Source organism: Paraburkholderia phenazinium (assembly GCF_900142845.1).
GTDB lineage: Bacteria > Pseudomonadota > Gammaproteobacteria > Burkholderiales > Burkholderiaceae > Paraburkholderia > Paraburkholderia phenazinium_A.
Genome location: NZ_FSRU01000002.1, coordinates 2,316,297 through 2,341,069, shown reverse-complemented (window position 1 = coordinate 2,341,069; position 24,773 = coordinate 2,316,297). Strand labels below are relative to the sequence as shown.

General features: G+C 60.0%; 21 protein-coding genes and 1 pseudogene. 12 read left to right on the top strand and 10 right to left on the bottom strand.

The window, feature by feature from the left end; translation table 11 throughout:
• Positions 1-43: 43 nt before the first annotated feature.
• From BUS12_RS27445 to BUS12_RS27415, 7 genes are all read right to left on the bottom strand, one after another.
• Positions 44-1,024: an ABC transporter substrate-binding protein gene (locus BUS12_RS27445; protein ID WP_074300526.1), complete on the bottom strand. Its 981-nt coding sequence runs from the start codon at positions 1,022-1,024 to the stop codon at positions 44-46.
• 182 nt (positions 1,025-1,206) lie between these two features.
• Positions 1,207-1,899, bottom strand: a complete 693-nt coding sequence (locus tag BUS12_RS27440) for a hypothetical protein (RefSeq protein WP_074300525.1) — start codon at positions 1,897-1,899, stop codon at positions 1,207-1,209.
• On the bottom strand, positions 1,892-3,079 hold the full coding sequence (locus BUS12_RS27435; RefSeq protein WP_074300524.1) for an AAA family ATPase: 1,188 nt from the start codon (positions 3,077-3,079) through the stop codon (positions 1,892-1,894). The genes BUS12_RS27440 and BUS12_RS27435 overlap by 8 nt, the downstream gene beginning before the upstream one ends.
• Positions 3,080-3,316: 237 nt before the next feature.
• Positions 3,317-3,601, bottom strand: a complete 285-nt coding sequence (locus tag BUS12_RS27430; RefSeq protein WP_074300523.1) for a hypothetical protein — start codon at positions 3,599-3,601, stop codon at positions 3,317-3,319.
• 163 nt (positions 3,602-3,764) lie between these two features.
• Positions 3,765-4,454 carry a type 1 glutamine amidotransferase domain-containing protein gene (locus BUS12_RS27425; protein WP_074300522.1) on the bottom strand — a complete coding sequence of 230 codons (690 nt, stop codon included), beginning with the start codon at positions 4,452-4,454 and terminating at the stop codon, positions 3,765-3,767.
• 119 nt (positions 4,455-4,573) lie between these two features.
• Positions 4,574-5,179 (bottom strand): TetR/AcrR family transcriptional regulator, encoded by a 606-nt coding sequence (locus tag BUS12_RS27420; protein ID WP_074300521.1) that lies wholly within the window; start codon positions 5,177-5,179, stop codon positions 4,574-4,576.
• Positions 5,180-5,263: 84 nt separating this feature from the next.
• A complete protein-coding gene (locus BUS12_RS27415) occupies positions 5,264-5,881 on the bottom strand; it encodes a response regulator (protein WP_074300520.1) in 618 nt (205 codons plus the stop codon).
• 178 nt (positions 5,882-6,059) lie between these two features.
• On the opposite strand from BUS12_RS27415, the gene BUS12_RS27410 reads away from it, so the two are divergent.
• The 5 genes and pseudogenes from BUS12_RS27410 (at position 6,060) to BUS12_RS27395 (ending at position 14,866) form a co-directional block, all read left to right on the top strand.
• A complete protein-coding gene (locus BUS12_RS27410; protein WP_253190223.1) occupies positions 6,060-7,790 on the top strand; it encodes an ATP-binding protein in 1,731 nt (576 codons plus the stop codon).
• Positions 7,791-7,998: 208 nt separating this feature from the next.
• Positions 7,999-9,222, top strand: coding sequence for an NHL repeat-containing protein (locus BUS12_RS27405; RefSeq protein WP_143788475.1), 1,224 nt, complete (start codon positions 7,999-8,001; stop codon positions 9,220-9,222).
• Between the two features lie 300 nt (positions 9,223-9,522).
• Positions 9,523-9,633, top strand: a pseudogene (locus BUS12_RS39695) (ESPR domain-containing protein); the annotation flags it as partial.
• 645 nt (positions 9,634-10,278) lie between these two features.
• The gene (locus tag BUS12_RS27400; protein WP_253190222.1) at positions 10,279-12,744 is read left to right on the top strand and encodes an autotransporter outer membrane beta-barrel domain-containing protein; all 2,466 of its coding nucleotides are present in this window, start codon (positions 10,279-10,281) and stop codon (positions 12,742-12,744) included.
• A 7-nt stretch (positions 12,745-12,751) separates the two neighbouring features.
• Positions 12,752-14,866 (top strand): tetratricopeptide repeat-containing sulfotransferase family protein, encoded by a 2,115-nt coding sequence (locus tag BUS12_RS27395; RefSeq protein WP_074300516.1) that lies wholly within the window; start codon positions 12,752-12,754, stop codon positions 14,864-14,866.
• 77 nt (positions 14,867-14,943) lie between these two features.
• On the opposite strand, the gene BUS12_RS27390 is transcribed toward BUS12_RS27395, so the two are convergent.
• On the bottom strand, positions 14,944-15,903 hold the full coding sequence (locus BUS12_RS27390) for a GlxA family transcriptional regulator (protein WP_074300515.1): 960 nt from the start codon (positions 15,901-15,903) through the stop codon (positions 14,944-14,946).
• Between the two features lie 109 nt (positions 15,904-16,012).
• On the opposite strand from BUS12_RS27390, the gene BUS12_RS27385 reads away from it, so the two are divergent.
• The 4 genes from BUS12_RS27385 (at position 16,013) to BUS12_RS27370 (ending at position 18,562) form a co-directional block, all read left to right on the top strand.
• Positions 16,013-16,318, top strand: coding sequence for a putative quinol monooxygenase (locus BUS12_RS27385; RefSeq protein ID WP_074300514.1), 306 nt, complete (start codon positions 16,013-16,015; stop codon positions 16,316-16,318).
• Between the two features lie 127 nt (positions 16,319-16,445).
• Positions 16,446-17,060, top strand: coding sequence for a hypothetical protein (locus BUS12_RS27380; RefSeq protein WP_074300513.1), 615 nt, complete (start codon positions 16,446-16,448; stop codon positions 17,058-17,060).
• Positions 17,061-17,174: 114 nt separating this feature from the next.
• Positions 17,175-17,768, top strand: coding sequence for a cytochrome b/b6 domain-containing protein (locus BUS12_RS27375; RefSeq protein ID WP_074300512.1), 594 nt, complete (start codon positions 17,175-17,177; stop codon positions 17,766-17,768).
• A 2-nt stretch (positions 17,769-17,770) separates the two neighbouring features.
• Positions 17,771-18,562, top strand: a complete 792-nt coding sequence (locus BUS12_RS27370) for a molybdopterin-dependent oxidoreductase (RefSeq protein ID WP_074300511.1) — start codon at positions 17,771-17,773, stop codon at positions 18,560-18,562.
• 37 nt (positions 18,563-18,599) lie between these two features.
• On the opposite strand, the gene BUS12_RS27365 is transcribed toward BUS12_RS27370, so the two are convergent.
• Both BUS12_RS27365 and BUS12_RS27360 read right to left on the bottom strand, forming a co-directional pair.
• Positions 18,600-19,007, bottom strand: a complete 408-nt coding sequence (locus tag BUS12_RS27365; protein WP_074300510.1) for an ACT domain-containing protein — start codon at positions 19,005-19,007, stop codon at positions 18,600-18,602.
• A gap of 156 nt (positions 19,008-19,163) precedes the next feature.
• Complete coding sequence (locus BUS12_RS27360; RefSeq protein ID WP_074300509.1) at positions 19,164-19,748, bottom strand: glutathione S-transferase N-terminal domain-containing protein; 585 nt, start codon at positions 19,746-19,748, stop codon at positions 19,164-19,166.
• Between the two features lie 96 nt (positions 19,749-19,844).
• On the opposite strand from BUS12_RS27360, the gene BUS12_RS27355 reads away from it, so the two are divergent.
• The 3 genes from BUS12_RS27355 to BUS12_RS38425 all read left to right on the top strand — a co-directional run bounded on the left by BUS12_RS27355 (position 19,845) and on the right by BUS12_RS38425 (position 24,767).
• Entirely contained in the window at positions 19,845-20,213 is a 369-nt protein-coding gene (locus BUS12_RS27355) for a winged helix-turn-helix transcriptional regulator (RefSeq protein WP_074300508.1), read from the top strand.
• 436 nt (positions 20,214-20,649) lie between these two features.
• Positions 20,650-23,370, top strand: coding sequence for a type VI secretion system Vgr family protein (locus BUS12_RS27350; RefSeq protein ID WP_083640642.1), 2,721 nt, complete (start codon positions 20,650-20,652; stop codon positions 23,368-23,370).
• Between the two features lie 32 nt (positions 23,371-23,402).
• Positions 23,403-24,767 (top strand): hypothetical protein, encoded by a 1,365-nt coding sequence (locus tag BUS12_RS38425; protein WP_143788474.1) that lies wholly within the window; start codon positions 23,403-23,405, stop codon positions 24,765-24,767.
• The last annotated feature ends 6 nt before the right edge of the window (positions 24,768-24,773 follow it).

Sequence of the window (24,773 nt, the reverse complement as noted above, 5' to 3'; positions counted from 1 at the left end):
ACTTGCGCACCGCGCAAGATGACGTCGGCCAGCCTGGCCTCGGCTAGTTGGAATAGATGTATTGCTGCATGTCGGGCTGGTCGATGTTGTTCTTGTCGAGAACCTCGAAGCCCGTGCTCTTGAGGGCGGGAATTTTCTTGCCGTGGATCACGTCGGCGGCGAACTTGACGCCGTAGTAGCCGATTTCGTCCGGGCGCTGCGCGATGGCGATATCCACGAGGCCGCTCTTGATCTGCTTGTCGATACCCGGCACCGCATCGAATACCACCACCTTGACGATACCCTGCTTGCCCGCCGCCTTGACCCCCTGAGCCGCGCCGCTGCCGGAGAACGTATTGGCGCCGAACACGCCGGCCAGATTCGGATTGCGCGCCAATACCGCGGCGACGTGAGCAGCGGCCTGGTTGGCGTCATCCTCGTTGTAGAGCGTCTGCAGCACGGTGATGTTCGGGTGCTTCTTCATCTCGTCCGCGAAGCCTTCGGCACGCGCGTCGGTGCTCGAGATGCCCGGCTTGTTGTTCTCGCAATAGACCGTGCCCTTGTCGCCGATGGCTTTGGCCAGCGCGCGCGCCGCGACGCGGCCGCCTTCCAGGTTGTCCGAAGCAATATAGGAAAGAGGGAAGTCCGCATCGCCCTTGCCGGTCTGGTAGTGGCCGTCGCCGATATAGGTGTCGACGGTAATGACCTTGATGCCGGCGTCGGCGGCTTCTTTCAGCGGTTGAATCAGCTGTTGCTTGTCGACGGGCGAAATCAGCAGGACATCGGGATGCTTGGCGATAAACGCCTTGAGGATAGGTACCTGTTCACTAGTGTTCCATTCTTTGGGAACCTGGAACAGCAACTCGACGTTCTCTTCCTTGGCGGCTCGTTCGGCGCCGCGATGCATGGTGAAGTAGAACGGATCGACCACACCGGGCAGGAGCGCCACCACCGGATGAGCAGCATCCGCGTGCGCCAGCCCCGACAGCGAACAGACGATGATCGTTGAGACGGCAACCATACAGCGGGACACGAATCGCTTCATTTTGTCTTCCTCCAGTTATGAGTCCGACTTGCGACGCCCGACTTGTTATGCATGCTCCATGGCGACTGCAATCGGCTGTGGGCAGTATAGGCGCGAGCGGCGTCAGTGACCACTGCACCGGTGGCGAACCCGAGCATACGCCGGATCCGGAAGGGGAAATGTGCGCGCGCGGCGCCGGCCAATCAGAGCGCCGCGAGAACGGCCGTTTCGAAAGCGATCGCCTGTGTGCAGACTGCCTTGATGGCAGGCCAATTGGTTGTCACCGAATGGGCCTTCGCCTGATACTCGCGCACTTTCTTGCGGATTCGTTGGTTCAGCGCCAGTTTGCCAAGGTTGGATTCGACGCTGACATTGCATTCCGCAGCAGCCAGCAGTGGATGACCGGCCGGGAGCGTTGCAGCGGCAAGCCACGTTCCAGATGCCTGTGCAGGGAGGCATAGTACGGTTTTCGCCCCTCTGCTAGCCGGGGTTAGCCAACTATCCAGCGTGGTGGTCAGCGCGCAAACGCTATCTGCGACGGGAGGGCAGGGTTGTGCGCAAGGAAGTGCCTGCCAACCGTGTTGCACGGCCATCGCTTCAATCGTTGCTCCCGCATTGGTGTACTGCTCCCCGGCAACATCGACATCCAGGTGAATGATCAGTAGATCGAACTGTTGAAGCGTTGGGTCGCTGTCGAGATCCGCGCCATGCCGCTGGCCCGACGCATGGCACCACTTCAGAACACCGCTCCAGCCTGTGCCCATCTTGGGCGCGGTGGCTTCCGGTTGAAGCTTGGTCAGAATGAAAGGCCGTTGGAGAATCGCTTTGAGCGCTGCTTCAATAATGACAAGGTCGGTGTCGCCTTCCACAACCAGGGCAATATGCAAGTCAGACATTCGGCACCGCCCCCAGATGTCCCATCATCCAGAGCCTGGATAGCGGATACTGCAGGTTCATCTCCGCCAACTGCTCAGTCAACTCGACGCGTCTTACGACTGTCAAACCATTGCTGTTGCGCTCAACGGCAAACAACCGGATCTCCGGGTCAGACAGGTCCAGTCCATCCAGTACGGCGGGGTTATGTGCGGTGAACAGTAGCTGGCGATCGGGGCCATTGTGCATCAGCCAATGACCAAGGAAGGTCGTCAGCTTCGCCAGCAGGCGTGGATTCAGCGCTTGATCCAGATTGTCGATCGCCAGGATTTTGGGTGCTTTGGGCAATAGACAAAGCGCCGCACAAAACAGGATGTAGAGCGCCCCCTCGCTGGCATCGTAAGCGGTCAACTCGTTGCGCGATCTGTTCATGAAACGGTCGGTGAACTTCAGCATCAGCGTGGTTCTTGGGACCTTGCTGGAGATCAGCGAGCCGCCGTGACTGGTGGTTTGCACGTCGGCTACCCAGTCGATCAACTCCAGCACCTGATCTAATATTTCCTCGCCCTCGTCGCCCTGGCTTTCCAGATGCTTGCGCAATGCGTCGAAACTTTCCGCTAGCTGGCCTCCGCTAAGTCCTACGGGCTGACGCGCTTGTACATCGGGAACGATGCCGCGCAGCGAGGGCGTGTTGGGGCAATAGATTGCGTACTCTTGCAAGCGCTGCATTAATCTTGCCGCAGCGTTCTCAGGCATCAGGTCCACCAGCTTCAGTGCCGCCAGGCCCGATTGGGGGTTCAGATTCTTTTTGCTGCGAACGCCGTCGGACACTATTTCGTGCGTCCCATCCGATAGGACCTCAGTTTTGTAGGACCAGGCAGGCTCGGGTGAATCGAGAGGATTCAGTAGAGAGACGCGGTATGCCTCCTCGTGACTCCCCACGATGCCGATGCCGATATGGGCAGGTGTTCGTTCAGAAGAGAACGAACTCTTGTAGAGTCGCGGCAGGCCGGCGCGTACGCCTCGACGAAGCAGGCTTTCATCATCGACGACCCCATTGGCCGCGGCACCCAGCACGCCTAGCGCTTCCAGAACGTTGCTCTTCCCAACACCATTTGCGCCAATGAAGCAGTTCACACGGCCCAGGTCGATGCTTTCCTCGTGGATCGATTTGAAACCGTAAACGCTCAATTTACGAAGCATGCCAGTAGTCCTGTTGTCGCATGTTGGGGCACCGCAAGTCTTGACCGGCGGTCAGTATACCGTCAGATATACCGTCGGGGCCTGATGTCCGTAATGGGTTGGAAATCGGCCGCAGCCGACCCGCGCCGACCTGGTAGCTGGCCGGCGCTTTGTTTTTACGGCGTTGGAAATGGCGAGGTTTGAGCGGATGCGCGATCGAACGGCTTCACTGCCGTGCCAAACTGACACTTCCTCCCGCTAGTTTGGGTACAACGTGTCGCGCGGGAAGAACATCCGCGGCTCGAAAGCCGGCATGATCACGGTCGCGCCTGTTGCAGTCAGGCTGACATGGCAGGTCTGATCGAGCCGCTTGCCTTGCCGGTAGATGAACGCACCGGGGCCGCCATCGCATTCCGCCGTGTGTTCGACTAGGCGCAGCTCACGCCCGTTCGAGAGGGATCGGGTGATGTCGAACCCGTCGGCATAGGCCGCCGTTACGCCGACGAGGGCGGCCACTCCGATTACGACTTTCGCAATCTGCATGATGGGATCTCCGGGTTCGGTTGCGGGGTGCACCGGCGAGCCGCTAACGGACTCGAGCCGGTGCGAATACCACCATATTAGACCGTGCTGCTTTTAAGCGTGCATCATCGAGTCCTGGGCGAACACGCGTTTTCATCGGCTTCGACGGCCTTGTCGATGTCGCTCACTTTGCGGCGAGCGCCGGGTGCTCAAGCAGAAGGGCTGCGGCCGGCGAGGACGAAGCGGGGTTTTGTCCCGTGATCAACAAACCGTCGGCAACGACGTACGGCGCCCAGTCGTCGGTCTTCGAATAGACGCCGCCTTTGGCCTTGAGCTCGTCTTCCACGAGGAACGGCACGATGTCCGTCAGCCCGACGGCGGCTTCCTCGGAGTTCGTGAAGCTGGTGACTTTCTTGCCTTCGACTAGCGGCGCGCCATCTGCCGTGCGCACGTGGCGCAGCGCGCCAGGGGCGTGGCAAACGAGCGCGACGGGCTTGCCGGCGGCGATGAACGATTCGATCAAGGCGATCGAGTTCCTGTCTTCGGCAAGATCCCATAGCGGGCCATGACCGCCCGGATAGAAGACCGTATCGAAGTCCGCCTGCGAGACGCTGTCGAGCCGCACCGTGGCGGCAAGCTGCGCGGTCGCTTGCGCGTCGAGTTCGAAGCGGCGCGTCATCTCGGTCTGGTTGGCCGGCTCGTTGCTCTTAGGGTCGAGCGGCGGCTGGCCGCCCTTCGGTGAAGCCAGCACGATTTCCGCGCCGGCTTCCATGAACGTGTAGTAGGGCGCCGCCAGTTCTTCGAGCCAGAAACCCGTCTTGCGGCCTGTGTTGCCCAGTTGGTCATGCGAGGTCAGAACCATCAGTACTTTCATGTTGCTTCTCCGTCGGGTGAGTGAGTCGGTGGGTGAATCGTGTCTAAATAGTAGACCAGTCGTCTAGTTTCGAGGCCTAAAAAAGCACTTCCGGAGAAGTGCGTTTGCCGCCCGATTCTTCAGGGAGCAAGGTGGAGCATCTGCTGCGTTGTCATCAACGCCGTTTCGAAAGGTTGCACGTTGCGAACGATCTTGACCATGATGCTGGCGCCCAGCCAGAGCTGGTAAAGACTCTGTGCGACGCTCTGCGGATCGCCCGCGACCGAAAGCGAGCCCTCGGCCACGCCGGCTTCGAGGGCTCGCGCCAGTCGGCTGACGATTCCTGCCGTGCCGCGATTGAGCGTAGCGCGCATCGCCTCCGACATGTCCGCCACCTCGGCGCCTAGCTTCACCGCCAGGCATTTGCCCTGGCAGTCGAAGAACGACTGGGTTTCCTGCCATATGCGCCAGTAGTTCATGAGCCGTTGCGCCATGTTCAGGCCGGGCTGAGCGAGCGTTTGGTCAAGGTCGTCCAGGTATTCCTCAAAGTAACTTTCCAGCATTGCCACGCCGAACGCATCTTTCGACCCGAAGTAATGATAGAAGGACCCTTTTGGAACTCCGGCCTCCGACAGAATCTCGTTCAGGCCCACGGCCGAGAACCCTTTGGCGCCGATGAGACGCTGGCCGACAGCGATAATGTTCTCGCGGACGTCGACTGTTTCGGATGTGTTTGCGGTAGCCATGTGCTGACTTTAGCCGATAGTAGACCAGTCGTCTACAAGAATTTTCAAGAGATATTCATGGCGTTGCGCGATGGGTCCATGACATCAATTCCTCAGGCCATCGCGGATTGCATACGCCGTCACTTCGGCAACGTTATGCAACGACAGTTTCGACATCAGATTCTGCCGGTGCTTGCGTACCGTCAACACGCTCACATTCAGTTGTTCTGCGATGTCCTGGCTGGAGTGTCCGCTGGCGATCAGCACAAGGATTTCCTTTTCCCGCGCCGTGATCGACGTTGCGGCAGTGCAGTCCGCGATCTCCAGCACATGGGCGAGTGCCTTGCTCACATAGCGGATGCCCGACAAGACGAGGGAAATGGCATGAAGAAGTTCGTCGCTATCTTCGTGTTTAAGCAGATACCCGTCGACGCCAGCGGCCAGGGCCGATCTGACCGCTGCAGGATTCTGACTGCCCGTCACAACCAGGATTCTGGTCTGTGGAGACTGCGCCTTGATTTGCTGTGCCAGTTCGACGCCGGGATAGCCAGGTAAATCCAGATCCAGTAACAGTAAATCTGCCTGCGTATCTCGCACAATCTGGCTGACCATCCGACCGTCACCCGTTTCGCCCGCTACGCGCCAGTTAGTCCGAGTCATCAGCAGTAACTTCAAGCCATCGCGAATAATGGCGTGGTCTTCGGCAAGTACGATTTTTTTCATTTTTCTTTCATTACTTTCTCGGGCGCCCCAAAGCCGATTCTTTTGCGACAATGCAAAATGATCCCGGATAAAGCCGCATCATACGGCGGACAGGATTTTACGGAAACCCGACTTTAAACAAGATCGGATACGCGCGTTCAAGATGGCAAAAAAGATACCTCAAGAATATAGCGCCAATGTGCGACTCGAACTGGTCAACACGCTTTACCGCCAGTCGCCGCCTATTCTTTTCGGCAATATCGCCGTAGTGAGCCTGACGACCTTCCTGTTGTGGCGCGAGGTTTCGCAACGCGCTCTGCTGGGCTGGGCTGCTGCAATCTACGTGCTGACCGCCATCCGGATCGTGATGGTGTGGCGCGATCGTCGAGCGACTGAGCATCCCACCGGGACAGCCAGCAGGCGCGCCTGGACATACGTCCTGTTCTCCGGCATGTCGGGCTGCCTATGGGGTTCCATGGGCATTCTGTTCTTTGCGCCGCACGACACGATCGTGACGGCTCTGATCTGCATTGTGCTGGCCGGCATGAGCGGCGGTTCGGTGGCATCGCTATCCTCCTGGTGGCCGACCTATCTCGCCTATGTATTGCCGACCGTCCTGCCGTTTGCCATTCGTTCCTTTGTGTACGGAAATGCGTTGTTTTCGGTGCTGGGACTCCTGTCGCTCTTTCTGCTGGGGGTCAACCTCGCCTTTAGCCGGACCTTGCAACGTACCGTGCGGGATGCGGTGTTGTTGCGCTTTGAGAACGTTACCCTGATCCGGCAACTGACCGAGGAAAAGGAGCGCGCCGAGCTCGCCAATCAAAGCAAATCGCAATTTCTCGCCGCCGCCAGCCACGACCTGCGTCAGCCAACCCATGCGCTCGGCCTCTACATCGCGACGCTGCGCGCCATCGCCCAGGCACCGACCATTGAGCGCCCAGCGCTCAATGACATTGCCGAACGGCTTCGGACGGCGTTGAGAGGCATGTCGCAATTGCTGAACGTATTGCTGGATATCTCGCGTCTGGATGCGGGCGTGATCGATGTCGAACCGCGCTGTTTTCCGTTGCAGCAGGAGTTCGACGCACTGGAAAATCAGTTCTCCCAGGCCGCGTTGTCCAAAGGGCTGACACTCAAGATCCGCTCAACTTCGATCTGGCTGGAAACCGATGCAGTCCTGCTTCACAACATGCTGTCCAACCTGTTGTCGAATGCGGTGCGTTATACCGACCGTGGCGGCATTTTGGTGGCCTGCCGCCGCCGCAAGGGGGAGGTGGAGATCCAGGTATTCGACACCGGCATTGGCATTGAGTCTAGCCAACTGTCGAGCATTTTCCGGGAGTTCTACCAGGTCGGCAACGCAGCGCGCGACCGGGAACAAGGACTGGGCCTCGGCCTCGCCATTGTGCAGCGCACGGCGGCACTGCTCGGCGCGCGCATCGCGGTGCAGTCGGCGCCAGGCCGCGGCTCGCTCTTTTCCGTGCGATTGCCGGCGTTGCAGCATATCGAGGCGCCTCGCGCCGCAATGAGCGAGCGACACGGCGAACCGGTTTCGGGCCGCGCACAGAAGGCTGTTCTGGTGATCGACGACGATCGCGACGTACTTGCCAGCATGCAGACGCTGTTGCGAGCGTGGGGCCACACGGTGGTCGCCGCGCAATCCCTGGAGCAGGCGATCGTGGCAGCAAAGTCGCATCGTTTAGTACTGGAAATGATCGTGACGGACTTCAGGCTGGCAAGGCATGTGACGGGGGTGGATGTCATCCACGCCGTGTTCCGGTCCATCGGGCGCACGATACCGGCGATCATCATTACCGGCGACACCTCGGCTGATGGCATCAATGCGGCTTCGTCAAGCGGCTTTCGCGTCTTGCATAAGCCACTCGACCCGCAAGAACTGCGGGCCCTGATCGATGCGCAACCTGCCTGACGACATTGCCCTCGCGCGCGCCGTTTAATAATCGGTAACGCTCCGAACCCGTTGCTCCGCGCTGCAAATACTACGGATGCAGTATTTACCCCGGCTATTTGGGTGCAGTACCTTCCCTACGGTTGGAAATCGCAGAAATCTGCGGCTTGGGCTAGCGCAGAAAAATCGGGGCAATCGGGGTAGAACAAAAAATCAATGGAGCGGGGTTATGACAAGAATGATGGGGCAGTTGCGTCCGTTGGCTGCGGGGGCGGCCATGTGTCTGATGCTGGCTGCCTGCGGGGGCGATAACGTCGGCAAGAGCAGTGCTTCGAATAGCGCAAGCGCCAGCAGCTATACGGTGTCTGGAACGGTGAGCGGGCTGCCGGCCGGTGCATCGCTGGTGCTGGAAAACAATGGCGGCGGTCCGGTGACAGTGAGCGCAAGCGGCGCGTTCTCGTTCGCCACGGCAGTTGCTGCGGGTTCGGCATACGCCGTGACAGTCGTGTCGCAGCCGGCATGGTGGAACTGTACCGTGAGTCAAGGCAGCGGCACGTCTTCAGTCAACGTCACCAATGTCGGCGTGAGCTGCGCGGTCGATAAGACCAGCCCGACTTCGCTGGTCAGCGCGGCTGCATTTGGATCCGCCAGGAATGCGAGTGGCACGAGCGACGGCACGAAGCTGGTGGGTGTGGCAGTCGACGGCAGCGGCAACGTCTACGCATCGGATAACAATTTCGGGGACGTGTTCGGAATTCCCACGGGCAGTGCCGCTCCGCAGTTCATTTACACCGCAGCAGGGTCGGCGGGGTTGATGACCTACAGCGCGACGAATTCGACGCTGTACGAGGCGGATGGCGGGGACGATTACATCGTCGAATTGCCAAATCCGCTGTCGGCCAGCGTAACGGCCAGCTACCTGGCAGCGACCGGGTTGACCCATCCGAACAGCGCGGCGGTCGATTCCAGCGGCAACGTCTACGTCGTGGACACCGGCACGAGTCCGGCCACGGTGACGGAATACACATCGAGTGGAACGAAGGTCGCCACACTGGCGAGCGGCACGTCGACGTTCACGCCCTACGCTGTAGCGGTGGACTCGAACAAGAACGTGTACGTCACCGACCAGACCCACAACGAGGTGTTCAAGATCGTGTCGGGCACGCCGACCGTTCTGGCTGGATCGGGCAGCGCGGTGGACACCGACGGCACGGCCACGGCGGCGTCGTTCAACGCGCCGGGCGCAATCACGGTAGACGCGAGCAACAACCTCTATGTGGTGGATTCCGGTAGTGGAGCTTTGCGACAGATCATCCCGTCCTCCGGCGTCGTCACGACGTTGTCGACGGTAACCGGGGCTACCGCGATCGCGGTGGGCTCGAACGAGAATCTGTATGTGACGGCCGAGGGGACCAGCGCGGGCGTGTTTCAGCTCGCTCCGACGGCGCAATAAGCACGACGCCGTGCCCGGTGACAGTTTCGCCGTCGGGCACGGCGGCCGCGTGCCGCAGTGATAAAGACTTTGTATGGTGACCGTACATGATTAGAAATCCAAATCATGTATAGACGGGGAGTCGGGCAGAACCATGCGAAAACCAACGATCTCTCTGCCTGAAGTCCGCGCGCGGTTACGTGGTTACGGCGAAACAGAAAAGAAACACATCGAAACAGCACGGAGGAAGCAGGCGTCTCGCTGCATCAACGCAGCCGATGCCTGCCCCCGTACGGTTGGCGCATACGGGGAATCGAAAAAGTGAACGGTATCTATCGCGTAGTGTGGAACCATGCGCGCCAAACGTGGGTGGCGGCATCGGAACTGGCAAATTCGCGCGGGAAAACGGGGGGCGGCAAGGCCGGTGTGGTTGCAGGACGTGCGGTAGGTTCGTTGCCAATGCGCAAGGTCGTGACTGCGATGCTCGCCTTGGGGTTGATGGGGGGCGCAGTGTCCGGGCAGGCGCAGAGTGCCGGCGGAGCAGGAGCGCTGGGTATCGCAGGACACGGCGGACAAGGGGACGGTGGGGGTGGCGCGGGCGGTGAATCTAGCCCGACGAGTTCTCCGTCGGCAGGCACGGGTAGCGGTTCCAACGGGAGCGCCGGCCGTTTTAGCGGTACCGGTGGTGGTAGTGGAGGCGGGGTCGGACAGACAATCGCAAGTACGCAAACCATAACCGGTCTTGTGTCAGGGGGTAATGCCCAGAATGGCGGCAATGCTTCTGCTGGCGGTAGTGGTGGTGGCGGCGGCGGTGGTGGTGCCGGCGTCCTGATCAACACAGGGACCTTATCCAGCGCGGGCACCATTCAAGGTGGTCGCGGTGGCGATGGGGGTGGTGGCTTTTTGGGCGGCGGCGGTGGTGGTGGCGGTACGGGTGTCCTGGCCAATACAGGGACCTCGTTGTCTAACACGGGAACTATTCAAGCGGGCGATGGCGGTAATGGGGGGAATGGGGTTACCAATGGTGGCGGCGGTGGCGGTGGTGGTGGCACAGGTGTTCTGATTAGCAGCGGGACCTTGTCCAACGCGGGCACCATTCAAGGCGGCAACGGGGGTACGGGTAGCGATGGTGGTAGCGGTGGCGCGGGTGGTGCCGGCGTTAGCGGCTCGAACATGACGATTACCAACAGCGGCACGATCTCCGGTGGCTTGGCGAATGGAGGCAGTGGGGCGCAGGGTGATGCGATCCGGTTCACTGGCGGCACGAATTCGCTGACGATTGAAACGACCAATGCGGCTCTCAACGGCCCCATCGAGCTGGATGCGGGCACGGTGGTGGGCACGACTGTGAGTACGGTAAGTGCCACCATTGGCGCAGCAGTTAGTGGCGTGACGTTGACCAATGCCATCCTGCTCGACGGCAGCACCTCAGCATTGACACTCAGTAGCACGAATAACTTTGGCGTAAGTGGCATCATCTCGGGCAGTGGCAACGTGACGGTAAGCGGCACCGGTACGCTGACGCTATCGGGCACGAATACCTACAGTGGCGGCACGACGATTACCGGCGGCACGCTGGCGATTTCGTCCGATGGAAATCTTGGCGCTTCAGCGGGTGCGATGACCTTCAACGGCGGCACACTGCAAACCACAGCGGGCATCACCTCCAGCCGCAGCATTGTGCTGAGCGGTAACGGCACGATCGATACGGATGGCGTGGCGTCGACGATCAGCGGCACGATCAGCGGTGGCAGCAACTTGACGGTCGCCAGCAGTATCCGTGGCGGCTCGCTGACCCTGACTAACACCAACACCTACACGGGCGCGACGACAATCAACAGCGGCGCGACGCTGTCGCTATCGGGCGCCGGCAGTGTTGCGGCGTCGAGCGGCGTAACCGACAACGGCACATTCGATATCTCCGGTACCACGGCTGGCGCTTCCATTGCGAGTCTCGCCGGTACAGGGACGGTGGCGTTGGGTACGCAGAGCCTGACGCTCATGAACGCGAGCGGCACCTTCGGAGGAACGATCACAGGCAGTGGCAAACTGCTTACGCAGGGCAGCGGCTCGCAGATCTTTGATGGCAACAGTTCGTCGTTTACCGGCACCACCGAGATTACGGGCGGCCTGCTCGAAGTGGGTGATATCAACACGCCATCGGCGGTACTCGGTGGCGATGTTCAGGTCGACGCGGCCGGCACGCTGCGTGGCCACGGTACGGTCACAGGCAGCGTGACCAATAACGGCACGGTCATGCCAGGCGGCACGGTCGGCACGTTGACTGTGGGCGGCAACTACACGCAGGCGAGTGCCGCGACGCTCTCTATCGAGGTTAGCCCGACAGCGGCTTCGGCTTTGGCAGTGAGCGGCACGGCAACGCTCGGCGGAACACTGGCGATTACCTACGATCCGGGCACGTACTCGGCGAGAAGCTACACGCTGGTCTCGGCACACAGTCTCTCCGGCACCTTCGCCAGCACGACGAGCACGGGCACGTCCTACCTCGGCACGCTCACGACATCGGTCACCTATGGCGCGAATAACGTCCAGCTTGTGCTGGCCGATGCCGTCACGCCTGACGCACCTGCGGCACCCGTGGTCGTTGCACCAACCGACACCAGCATCTACACGGCAGTCGGCACCTCCGCCCTTCTCGGCGCGCAGGCCACGGGCGCCGCGCTGCTCGACCGCCTGGATCACGCGTCAGCGGCCACTGCTGGACAGCCCGACGGCTGGGTCGCTGCCACCGGTGTCCAGACGAAGGTGGAAGGCACCAACAGCGAACCCGGCTTCCAGACGAATCGCTATGGCTTCCTCGCCGGGCTCGACCAGAAACTCGGTGACTACACCGTAGGCGTGTCGGCCGGTTACGACCATTCGGACATCGACGAACAGGGCACTGGCGACTCGGGCACGATCGACACGCTGCGCGCAGCGCTGTACGGCAGTCGCTTCGTGGGGCCGGTGAGTCTGGCCGCGACACTCGGCGTCGGCCTCGACTTCCTGTCGCAAAAGCGTCCATTCGGTGACTCGACAGGCACAGCCGAAGGCAACCACATGGGGCAGGACGTCACCACGGGTGCCCAGGCGAGTTTGCCGATGAGGTTCGGCGACGTAACGGTCACGCCGCGCGTCGGACTGCGCTACGCGTATTTCCACGCGAACGGCTTCGGTGAGAGCGGGGCGGGTGGAGAAGATCTGAACGTCGGCACGGACAACGTGCACAGCTTGCAGCCGTATGCCGGCGTCACGCTCGACAAGGCATTCGGCGATGCGGTGAAGCCTGTGAACGTCGAGTTGCGGCTCGGCTACGCGCGTGAACTGCTCGATGTGAACCGGACAATGACAGTTGCCGCACAGGACGGCACGGGGTTCGCCGCTCCGGGGACCAACCTGCCGCGTGGCTACCTGACGACAGGCGCAAGCGTCACGCTGCATCCGACGAAGAACATGGACGTATCGCTGAACTACGACACGGTGATCAACACGGATCATGCGTCGGCTCAGCAGGGTAGCATTCGGGTGGGTTATCAATTCTGAAACCGTCATGCCCACCGTTCCCCGCAAGGACACTCCAGGTATCCCTGAAGCCCTCCAGCGTGCGCGCGCACACTGGAGCGCCGGCCAGGCCACGCAGGCCGAACAGTGCTGCCAGAGCGTGCTGGCAGTGTGGCCGGGGCAGGCCGATGCGCTGCATCTGCTCGGCCTGATGGCCCACGCCGACGGCAAGCTCGATCTAGCGATTTCTCACATACGCCAAGCGTGCAACGCAGCGGGTGCACCCGCTGCGTATTCAAGCGATCTCGCCGAACTGTGCCGACAAAAGGGATTGCTCGCGGATGCCGAGGAAGCAGGCCGCCGTGCCGTGGCGATGGATGCCTCGCTCGTGTCGGGCTGGAACAACCTCGGCATCGTGCTTCAGGAGGCGGGCAAGTTCGAGGAAAGCCGGATCTGCCTCGAACGCGTGATCGCACTACAACCCGGCTGGGCGCAGGCGCACAACAATCTCGCCAATACCTGCCGGCGCCTTGACCGCCTTGATCTTGCCGAATTCCACTACCGCCGGGCGCTGGAACTGGATGCGGATTACGCTGAAGCGCACAGCAATCTCGGGTATCTGCTGTCCACGCAGGGGCGCTACGACGAAGCGGCCATCAAGGCCCGCTTTGCGATCGATCTGAACCCGCGTCTGATTGATGCTTACCTGAACCTGGCCGAGGTCGAAACCTCGCGCCGTCATTACGACGATGCGCTGAATGCGCTCGACATGCTCCGCGCGTTCGCACCGCAACATCCGTCCGCACTCATCGCATGCGCCAAAGTGCTTCGGCAGATCGAGCGCTTGACGGAAGCGCTTGATTTCGCGCGTCAGGCGGTGGCGCTTGTGCCCCACAGCACGGATGCGCATCATGCGCTCGCGCTGGTGTTGCAGGCGCTGGGCGAGACCGACGAGGCGCTCGTGGAGTTCGACCATGCGGCACAGTTGCCTGGCGCGTTGGCCGAGGACGCCCTGCTAGGCCGTGCGAGGCTGTTAATGGAAGCGGGCCGGAAAGACGCCGCGTTCGCCGCGTTCGATCATGCACTGGAAATCTTTCCGGACTCCGCACCGATTCTCGCTGCCCGTGCCGATGCGCACAAATTCAGCGTGGGCGACCCCGCTTTTACCGTACTTGAAGCGTTTCTCGCGGAAGGCGAACGCCGGCCGCTGCCCAACCGGATTGCGGTGCATTTTGCGCTGGGCAAGGCGTATCTGGATATCAAGGATGGTGAACGTGCGTTCGCCCATTTCGAGGCGGGCTGTCGCCAGAAACGTACGACCTTCGACTATGACGTGGTCGAATCCGGCCAGTGGATGGCGCACCTTGCGCGCACCTTTACACCCGGGCTGTACCACAGGCTGAGCGGCAAAGGCGAGGCCTCCGATTTGCCGGTGTTCGTCCTCGGCATGCCGCGTTCGGGTACCACGCTGATCGAGCAGATCGTTTCATCGCATCCGCAGGTAACGGGTGCGGGCGAGTTGTCGGCGTTGCGGCTGGTGGTAGAGGGGAGCGGAATTTATCCTGACCATCTGCCCGCGCTGGTCAATGACGATGCGAACCAAGGCGAAGCCAGCCGTGTGCTGAAACAGATTGGACGCCACTACCTTGAGCGCATCGCACCGCTCGCGCAGGGCCGCACACGCCTCGTCGACAAGATGCCGGGCAACTTCCTGTACGCGGGCCTGATTCCGCTAATCCTGCCCGGTGCGCGCATCATCCACGCGCGGCGTGATCCGGTCGATACCTGTCTGTCGTGCTATACGAAACTCTTTATTGGTGAGCAGTCGTTCAGCTATGACCAGACCGAACTCGGCACGTACTACCGCTACTACGAGCGTCTGATGGCGCACTGGCGCGAGGTTTTGCCGAAAGATCGCTTCATCGAGGTGGATTACGAAGCCGTGGTGGATGACATCGAAGGCGAAGCGAAGCGGCTGATCGAATTCCTCGATCTGCCCTGGGACGATGCGTGTCTGAACTTCCACGAGAACCGCCGCGTGGTGCGCACGGCCAGTGTGAACCAGGTGCGCCAGCCGCTCTATGCAACATCGAAAGGCCGCTGGCAGGCTTACGCGGCGTATCTCGGACCGCTGCTCGAAGCGTTGGGGATCGATGCGCCGTGACAGCGGGCGTTCAGTCCCGTGAAGCCTCTGGTCTGCCGATCGATGTTGCCGCGATTGTTTTCCGGCTCGCGCCCGATTCACGACACCCGCAACTCGCGGACTCCCTTACCGATCCGCCGTCGCAACAACGTTCGCAACGTGTGGCCGTCCGCGTATCCGACCTGCTCCGCAATGCGATCGACGGTGAGCCTGGTTGTCTTGAGTAATTGGACCGCGCGCTCGATCCGCAGATCCTGAATGTACTCGATAGGGGTTTTACCGAGCACCGCGTTCAGACGTCGCGTCAACGTTCGCGGACTGGTCGCCAACGCATCGGCGACGACGTCGAGTGCGATTGCCGTGCCGAGGTGATCGCGCACCCAGCGGTCGAACCGCTCGACGAGCGGGTCCGAGTGGGAGAGGTGATCGGAGATCGCATAGGCAGACTGCGACAGTCGCGTATCGAACACGAGGTACTTCGCCACGAGCGCCGCAAGCTCAGGGCTGTTGTTGCGGATCAGCCAGAGCGCAAGATCGAGGTGGCTCAGGGCCGCCCCCGCCGTTAGCGCGCCGCCGCTGGGAACGACAATCCGGTGCGCATCCAGATTCACCTTTGGGTAGCGCTGCCGGAACAGCGGTGAGAGCCACCAGGTGGTCGTGGCTTCGCCACCGTCGAGCAAGCCGCTTTCAGCCAGCACGAACGTACCCGTGCAGGCGGCTGCAACGCGGGCGCCGCCACTTCGCCATGCGCGCAAGGCGCCCAGCGCATCGACCACATCGTCCCGGCCGAGTACAGGCACAAGCGCCTCGCCCGTCATGCGGTTGAGTGCCGGCAAGACGACCCAGTCCGGCGCAGGTGCGCCGCTCATATCGCGGACGGGCACTTGCATGCCAAGCTCGGTGTGCACCTGCGGCCGCATCCCCACCACGGTGATGTCAAAGCCCGCTGTGGCCACCCCTGTCGTGCTTGCAAGGCCGTTGGCCATCGTCAAGCTATCGAGCACCGTGGTGAGGCCCGTGTCGAACACCCCGTCGAGCGCGAGGACAAAAATTCGCATGGCAGGATTGATACCAAAATTGTCGATTCAGACAGTATTCGCTAACGGACTCTGTTTGTACAGTGTGGCTCACCGCATGAACTCCTCACGCGGGCACCGGAGAACACAGATGATCACGCACGCCTTTTTTGTCCGACTTGAAGCCAAACCGGGAAAGGAGCAGGCGGTCGCCGACTTCCTCACCGCGGGCCTTGAAATGACCAATCGGGAGACGACCACGCCGATCTGGTTCGCCCTCAGGCTGTCGCCGACGACCTTCGGTGTCTTCGACGCGTTTGCGAGCGAAGAGGATCGCCAGGCACACCTGCGCGGCAATATGGCCGGTGCCCTGATGGCGCGCGTCGACGAGCTGCTGGCAAGCCCCCCGTCGATCGAACCGATCGACGTCCTGGCCATGAAGAATCAGTTGTCCTGAGTGGCTAACACCCCGGCAACGCACACGTCCAGACGTCGGAGGCCGGTCTTCGGCGACCGTGACAACCGTGGCATCCGTCAGCGTCTGGCGTCCCGATTCAATGGCATTCATGTAGATGGAGTAACTCGTGTCGATTCATTACAAACTAGGTGTTTGGTTCGCTGCTGTTGCGTTTTCGAGCGTGTCTTTTGCGCAAACGCCGGACGTCAAACCGGAGCGGATTCGTGGCGATATTGTGTCGTTCAAAGGCGAAACGCTGACCGTGCATCGGAACAGCGGCGACACCGTGGCGGTCGATGTCAAGCCGGACGTCGGGGTCTCGGCGCTCAAGGCCGCCAGGCTTTCCGACGCCAAAGTCGGTACATACGTGGGGACGCCGGCGCTAGCGGGCAGCGATGGCAAATTGACGGCCACGTCGATGATTGTCTTTCCTGATGCTGCACGCGGTACGGCCGAAGGGCATTTCGCTTATGACTTCGGTCCCAACAGCACGATGACGAATGCAAACGTGGTGTCGGTGGTCACTGGTACCAGCGGACGTGAATTGAATCTGTCGTACAAGGGCGGCAGCAGCACGGTGACAGTGCCGGAAAACGTGCCCGTCGTGACGCCGGTTCCGGCGAGCAGAACGGATCTCACGGCAGGGAAGAAGGTGTTCCTCGTGGTGACACCCGGTGCGAACGGCATTTATGACGCGCACGTGCTGTTCGTCGAGAAGGACGGCGTGGCGCCGCAGTTCTAACGCAGGATGCCGGTTCACTGTGGCCGCTCATGGCGGCGAGCTGCCCCATTTGCGGCAAGCGCGGTTGGCCACAGTACCGGCCTGATATCGGCCCTCATCCATCACGAGATCGCTTTGAGCCACGCAACGATTCAACCCGCCTGGGTCCGCATCACACACTGGATTAACGCGCTCGCTGTCGTCCTGATGGCGATGAGCGGTTGGCAGGTCTACGACGCCTCGCCGATTTTTCCAGTCTTGCGATTTCCTTCCGCCATGACATTGGGCGGGTGGCTCGGCGGTGCCTTGCTGTGGCACTTCGCGGTCATGTGGATGCTGGTGGCGAATTTCCTCGTCTACCTCATGCTGAATGTCGCTTCCGGACGTCTGCGCCGGAAACTGCTGCCGATCGGACTCAGGTCGCTTGCGACGGATCTCGTCGCCGCGCTGCGCGGCACGCTCGGGCACGAGGACCTCACACGCTACAACGTCGTGCAGAAATTCGCCTATCTGGCCGTCATCTTCGATATCGCGTTGGTGATCCTCTCGGGACTGGCTATATGGAAGTCGGTCCAGTTTCCGCTGCTGCGCATGCTGATGGGCGGGTACGACAACGCGCGTGTCGTGCATTTTTTTGCAATGAGCGTGCTGGTGGCGTTCTTCGTCGTACACGTCGCAATGGTCGCGCTGGTGCCGCGCTCGCTGCTTTTGATGATCCGCGGACGGTAACCGTGACCTTTCGAAAAAGAGCTCAGGAGCCGGGTTCGTTTCTTTCGTCTCACGCTGAATCCATCATCAAGGATGCGCGCAACGAACTGGGAAATCCCGCGCGCCGCCTGCTCGGCAAGCGGATTCTCTCGCTCGGCGGCCTGGCGATGTTGTCCGGCTGCGATCTCAGCAACGACAAATCGGTCAACACGATGCTGCGCAGGATCTCGTTCTTCAACGACGACGTACAGTCCCTGCTGTTCGATTCGAACAGGATGGCGCCGACCTATCCCGACTCGATGATCACGCGGCCGTTTCCGTTCAACGCGTTCTACGATATCGACGACGTGCCGGAAGTCGACCCGGCCTCGTACCGGCTTCAGGTAGGCGGTCTTGCGCATGGCAAACGTGTCTGGACGCTCGACGAGCTGCGCGCGCTGCCGCAGCAGGACCAGATCACCCGCCATATCTGCATTGAAGGATGGAGCGCGATCGGCCGCTGGGGCGGCGTGCGCTTTGCCGACTTCCTGAAGCGCGCCGGCGCGGATACGACGGCACGCTACGTGTCGTTGCATTGTGCGGACAACTACTGGACGAGCATCGACATGCCCACCGCGCTGCATGCGCAGACGCTTCTCACGCTGACCTACGATGGCCAGGTGCTGCCGCCGAAGTACGGCTTTCCGATGAAGCTGCGCATGCCCACCAAGCTCGGCTACAAGAATCCCAAACACATCGTCGCGATCATCGTGACGAACGACTACCCCGGCGGTTATTGGGAGAACCAGGGCTACAACTGGTTTGGTGGTTCCTGAGCGACACACTTCATCGAACAGCCGGTCGAATGCGTGCTTACGCCGCGCCTCCTTTCGTCTGCAACTGACGAAGCACCTGCATCGCCGCCTGTGCCGATTCGAGAGGAACAAAAATATGATCGTGGTACGCGCCTGCCACCACGTTACAGCTGATGCCGGCGCGGCCCAATGCACTGGCGAATGCTGCGGTCAACCCGATCGCATCCAGCGCTGAATTCACGGTCAGCGTAATCCAGGCGCATTTGAATAACGCGTTCAAACCACTGATTGCCGCGTCAGTCTCGCTCACAACAACCGACAAACCCTCGGGCTCTCGAATCGATGCGACGATAGCGGCCGGGTCAATAGCATGACCATCCTTGACCGACGCAAACACAAACACGCCTGAGTTAAGCACCGGCTCTAATGTTCTCAACAAAACAGAAAGATCGGAAACGGGGTTCACGTAATCTCCTATGTGGCATCGCTCCAGATCGTTCAGGTTACGCTGGTTTGTCGACGTCACCGATTGTTGACCGATTTGAGGCTGTTGTCGATTCAGGCGCCTACGTTGACTGACCGGAACGGGCTGCGGATTCAACGGGTCGCCGAGCGGTCGTGCTCAGGCCAGACCTTCTTCTGCGAGCGCCTGTGCGACCGAGGGCAGCGCGTTCATCCGGGTAAAGAAAGCATCGAATCGCTCCGATACTTTGATTCCGTGTATGGACGCCCACATTAGCATCACGAACAGGTAAGGGTCTGCGATGGTCATCCGGTCGCCCGTCAGGAACGCCTGGTTCCCGAGTTGCCCGGCGAGGATATCGAAGTGCTTGACCAGCGCCTGCCGGGCGTTTTCCTTCTCCGGCTCGGGTGCGTTCTTCCAGAAAGGCTTGAAGTTGCCGTGGACCTCGGTCGTCATGAAGGAGGTCGCTTCCAGGGCTTGCCAACGGACACGCCCGTCCTCGGGTAGCAGCGTGCCTGTCCGATGACAGACGTAGGCGAGAATGGCCAGGGCTTCGCCGAGCACAGTTTCATCGTCGAGCTCCAGGGTCGGGACGAAGCCCTTCGGATTGATTTTTAGAAAATCGCGCCCGTCGGATGTTCGCTTGTCCTTCGTAATGCTTACCAGTTTATATGGCATCCCCGTCTCGATAAGCGCGATGTGAACGGCAAGACTGCAAGCACCAGGATGGTAAAAAAGGATCATGATATTCTCGGATTGATCAATCGGGATTGTTGGTCAGGGCCAAGTATCTGATCATTTTCTACTTGGTAAAAACGCATATTTTCAGGACTAAGTCATATGGATGTGACCGCGCCGCGCGACCCGCCCAGCGATTGCCGTGGGGTGAGCGAAATCCTCACTCGGGTCGGTGATAAATGGACCATACAGGTGGTGGTGGCGCTGCGTGAGCAGCCGCGCCGCTTCAACGATATCAAGCGCCATGTGGCCGGTATTTCGCAGCAGATGTTGACGCGCACGCTCAAGACGCTTGAGCGTGATGGAATGGTGGTGCGTACAGTTCGGGATACGGCGCCGCCGCAAGTGGACTATGCACTGACCGAACTTGGACTATCGCTGTCCGAACCGGTGCGTCAACTCGCGAGATGGGCGAGGGCGCACCTCGCAAGCATTCAAGACCACCGGTTGCGGTATGACGAAAATCGGTGAGGTGGGGTGAGCAAGGGGCTGGCTTTTGGGAGGCCGGCAAGTCTCGGTTTCCCGAGCCGGTTCGAGAGGCGGCCAGTGAGAGGCGGTTGTGCAAAACGGGTCTCCGCACATAGGTGACTGTGTGCAGCAACAGCACGGTGTAGTCAGACGCTTTCGATTCGACTTCTTTGGCGCTGGCCATTTGCTACTGTTTCATGACATGAATCTGAATGCTGCGTTTTTAAACCCGCATGACAATCGGGTGCAAACTGGAAAACGGCTGGATTGACTCGACGATATTTACCGATATGCCCGGCGCATATGCAAACTGTGGAAATACATGCCATACGGCGGTTTTACATGTTTTGACGCTGGCGAATAAATTTGAAGTTTTGTACTATCGCGCGGTAACGCGGGAGCGCGTATTGAACACAAGAAAGACGAAAGGCGGGGTAGCATGGGAGCACAGGATTTAATCAGCGCAATAACGGGCGGCGTTTCACAAACTGACCGCCTGCTGAAACTGGATACACCGTTGGGGTCGAATGTGCTGGTCCCGCAACGCGTGGTGGGCCGCTCGCGCCTGGGCCGCCACTTCGAATTCACGGTCGACGTGGTATCGACCTCCAGTTATATCGAACTCAAGACGTTGATCGCGCAACCGGTCACGTTGTGGATCCAGCAGGCCGACAAATCCTACCTGCCCCACAACGGCTATGCGCATACGGCACGCCGCCTCGGTTCAAACAGCGGACTGACGAGCTACCAGCTCGGCTTCGCCTCCTGGATGCACTTCCTCAAGTTCCGCCGCGACCAGCGGATCTGGCAGGACAAGACCGCCGACGACATCATCACAGACGTCTTTAACACGCATCCCCAGGCCCAAGGTTTATTCCAGTTCGCACTCTCAAAGCCGCTGCCCTCGCGCTCGTACTGCCGCCAGGACGAAGATGACTGGAACTTCGTACACCGCCTGCTCGAATCCGAAGGCTTATATGGATTCTGGCAGCAGGCGCAGGATGGCAAATCGCACACGCTGGTGATCACCGACCGTCTCGCGACGCTTGATGCACTGTCGCCGGAAACAGTGCCGTTCTACCGGGCGGGCACTGGCAGCGAGACGGATGCGCTCACCCAATGGTCGGGCACACGCACGCTGCAAAGCACGTCGCTGAGCACGCGCACATTCGACTACAAAAGCCCCTCGACGCAGTTCAACCCCAAAAGTACCAACGTGCCGACGATGCCCAACCAGGGCGCGTTGCCTGATCAGGCGGAGGTGTACGAATACACCGGCGCGTACACCTATCCGAAACAGGACCGGGGCGACCAGCTCTCCGGGATCCGGATGGAGGAGTGGGAGTCGCGAGCCAAGCGCTTTAAGGGCGTAGGTGGGGTTCGAAGAATCGATGCGGGACGGCGCTTTATCCTCAGCGGCCACCCGGACCACGACCGGGATCAGTCGAGCCAGAAGGAGTTCGCGGTGATCGAGGCGTCGTGGGTGATCGCGAACAACGTGCCGGCCGGCAACCCGGGGCCGGACTATCCGCACAGCCTGCAGGGCACGCTCGATGAGGTACGCGCGAGCCACGCCAGCGATACCGGGCTCAAGGTGACGCACGCGGACGGCTCGGAAGGCTTCTACCTGGCTGAGATCGAGGCGCAGCGCACAAGCGTGCCGTATCGCAGCTCGTTCGACCATCAGAAGCCGGAGACGCATCTGGAGTCGGCGATAGTGGTGGGTCCGAAGGGCGAAGAAATCTACACGGACGAACTGAACCGCATCAAGGTGCAGTTCGTCTGGGATCGACTTAACGGCGGCGACGAGAAGGCATCTTGCTGGGTGCGGGTGGCGCAAGCCGATACGGGTAACGGATATGGCGGCGTGCATATGCCGCGGGTGGGCGAAGAGGTACTGATCGATCACATCGGTGGGGATTGTGACCGGCCGGTGGTGATGTCGCGTCTGTATAACGGGTCAGCAAAACCACACTGGCATTCAAACGGACTGCTGTCAGGCTACCGCTCGAAAGAGTATGGCGGCAGTGGCTACAACCAGATGGTGATGGATGACTCGAGTGGTCAGAATCGTGTGCAGTTATTCAGCAGCAGCACGAATGCGCAATTGCATTTGGGGTACCTGATTAGCCAGACTGGCAATGCGCGAGGCGCGTATGTGGGCAGCGGCTTCGATCTCAAGTCGGACGCGTATGGTGCGATCAGGGCCGGCCAGGGACTTTATGTCTCGACTCACCCCACTGCTGATGCGACGACTCAGCCGCTCGACGTACGCGACGCGAGTAGTCAACTCGATAATTCGGAAAGCGTGATCGAGGCGTTGTCACAGGCTAGCGAGACACATCAGGCGGAAAGCCTGAAGAACGGGCAGGATTCGTTGAAGAGCTTTACGGATGCAACGCAATCCGCATTCACTCCCGACGCCACGAGCGGGCGCACAGCGGGCGGTGGCACGGGCAGCGCAAACGCGTTCCAGAAAGCCCTGATGCTCTTCGCCAGCCCGGTTGGAATTGGCACATCGACGCAAGATTCAATGCACCTAACGGCTGACCGTCACATCAACATCGTAAGTGGCCAAAGCACTCATCTTGCTGTCGGCAAATCCTTGATTGCGAGCGTGCGGGACAAGCTGAGTCTGTTTGTACAGCAGGCGGGGATGAAACTGATTGCCGCAGCGGGAAAAGTGAGAATTGAAGCTCAAAGCGATGAGATGGCGCTGGCTGCACTCAAGGACCTGGCCATCACGAGCACCGACGGAAAGATTGTCCTGAACGCCTCGAAAGAAATCTGGATCGGTGTCGGCGGGTCATACATTCGCATCACGGCACAAGGCATCGAGAATGGCACAACCGGACAGATTTGGGAGAAATGCGCGCAATGGAGTTTGCCGGGAGCGGCGTCAATGCGCATGCCTTTGCCGGACCTGCCCGGAGCGAAGCAATACAGCGCGCAATTCACCGTGAAAGATAAAAGCGGTGCAGTTCTTAAAGATTACCCATATCGTCTGGAGTCCGAAAGCGGACCGACGTGGTATGGACGCACCGACGAGAACGGATTGACACAGCGTGTATGGCTGGCGAGCCCGCAGAATGTTCATGTGCATCCGCATGATCCCGGTCAAGATGGGGACGACTACGTTGACGATCCGCACGATTGCTGATTCCGATAACAACCGATGAGAACGGAAAGGAAATGACAAATTCCAGTGGCGCACCTATTGGCACGGTTACGGCTGACGCTAATCAACCTACACAAGATGCGCATTGTTTGACTCGCAAGGTCACTTTCGTTTTTTACTGCGCGCCGCGGGACGATAACAATCTCAATCCAATGTACACAGCCGTCTATGGCCATGACGCGACGCATTTGGGTGTGACCGATTCCGCATCCTATCTCAACGGTCTTCCGTTTGTGGTGGTCGATGCTGATGCACGTAAGGTCATTTACCCTTATGTCAGTACTCATGGCCAGACCGCGAAATTTCTAGCTCCGGTGACCTCCAGCGGATTGCATGATGGCCTTCGTAATGTGCATACATTGCCACCAATCAATATCCCAAATGACGTAACACGCATCGCGTTGCATATTGCCAACGATGCCTTTGAGTTGCACCGGAGTTTTCAATTGTTCCCGTGGACCGTCCCGGATGTCGCGCACATCAAGGTGCATATCTATGAGATACGAGCGGATTTACAGGACAAATTTTCAACAGAAAATAGTCTCGGAAGCACTCCGGCAGAAAACGAGATCGTAGCGAAACCCGGGGCGACCAACGAATACTTCGGCTATCTGAATGGCGACCTGTGGCTAAAACTCAGCCACGAATTCACCAATGATGAAATTACACGGCTGTGCCCGCCAGAAACGCTATCCCGGCCAACGCTTGGCAGTTCGGCCCCGAGCGGCAGTGCCCCTCCTCAAAGTGCAACAGCAGGGGGCACTATCCCTCAAGGTGCGGACCAAAACGGAGTCACGCCACAAAATGTGGCCCAAAGCGTTGCCGCGCCTCAAAGTGTAGCGATCGATTGGGCGACCACGCTACAGCCCATTTATAGTGCAGGAGTAGATTCCCGCTCCATGGACGCATTCAGTGTCCAGATTTCCCAACTGGGCATCACACTTAAATTTGCCGCGCGAGCCGTCGCGAATGCTATTAACACAAGTGCCAATACTACTGTGCAACAAGCCCTTCAGCGGACGTCGCCTCGTGCATTTGCGGCGATTCTGAAAGCAGCATGGCGTCTCAATATCAACACTGTCGATCTCTCAAGTTCGTGGCGACCGATGCTCGGCTCCAGACTGCACAAGATGGGTGTTGGATTGGATGTTACGGAGATCGTTGATTCGGCGGAGAGTCTCGATTTTAAAATTCACAATCACAGCCACGCAGAGCGTAAGGCCCCATTCCCTACCAGTGCTGGTGGGCAGAAGCTCGCTCGACTCTATCAAGAGTTGCGCGGCGACAATGAAGTGGATGCGCCTTACGTTTATACGCCGTGGCTCAATTGGGTCGAACCACACGACACTCATATGCACATTACGGTGAAGTATGAATGAGCGTCG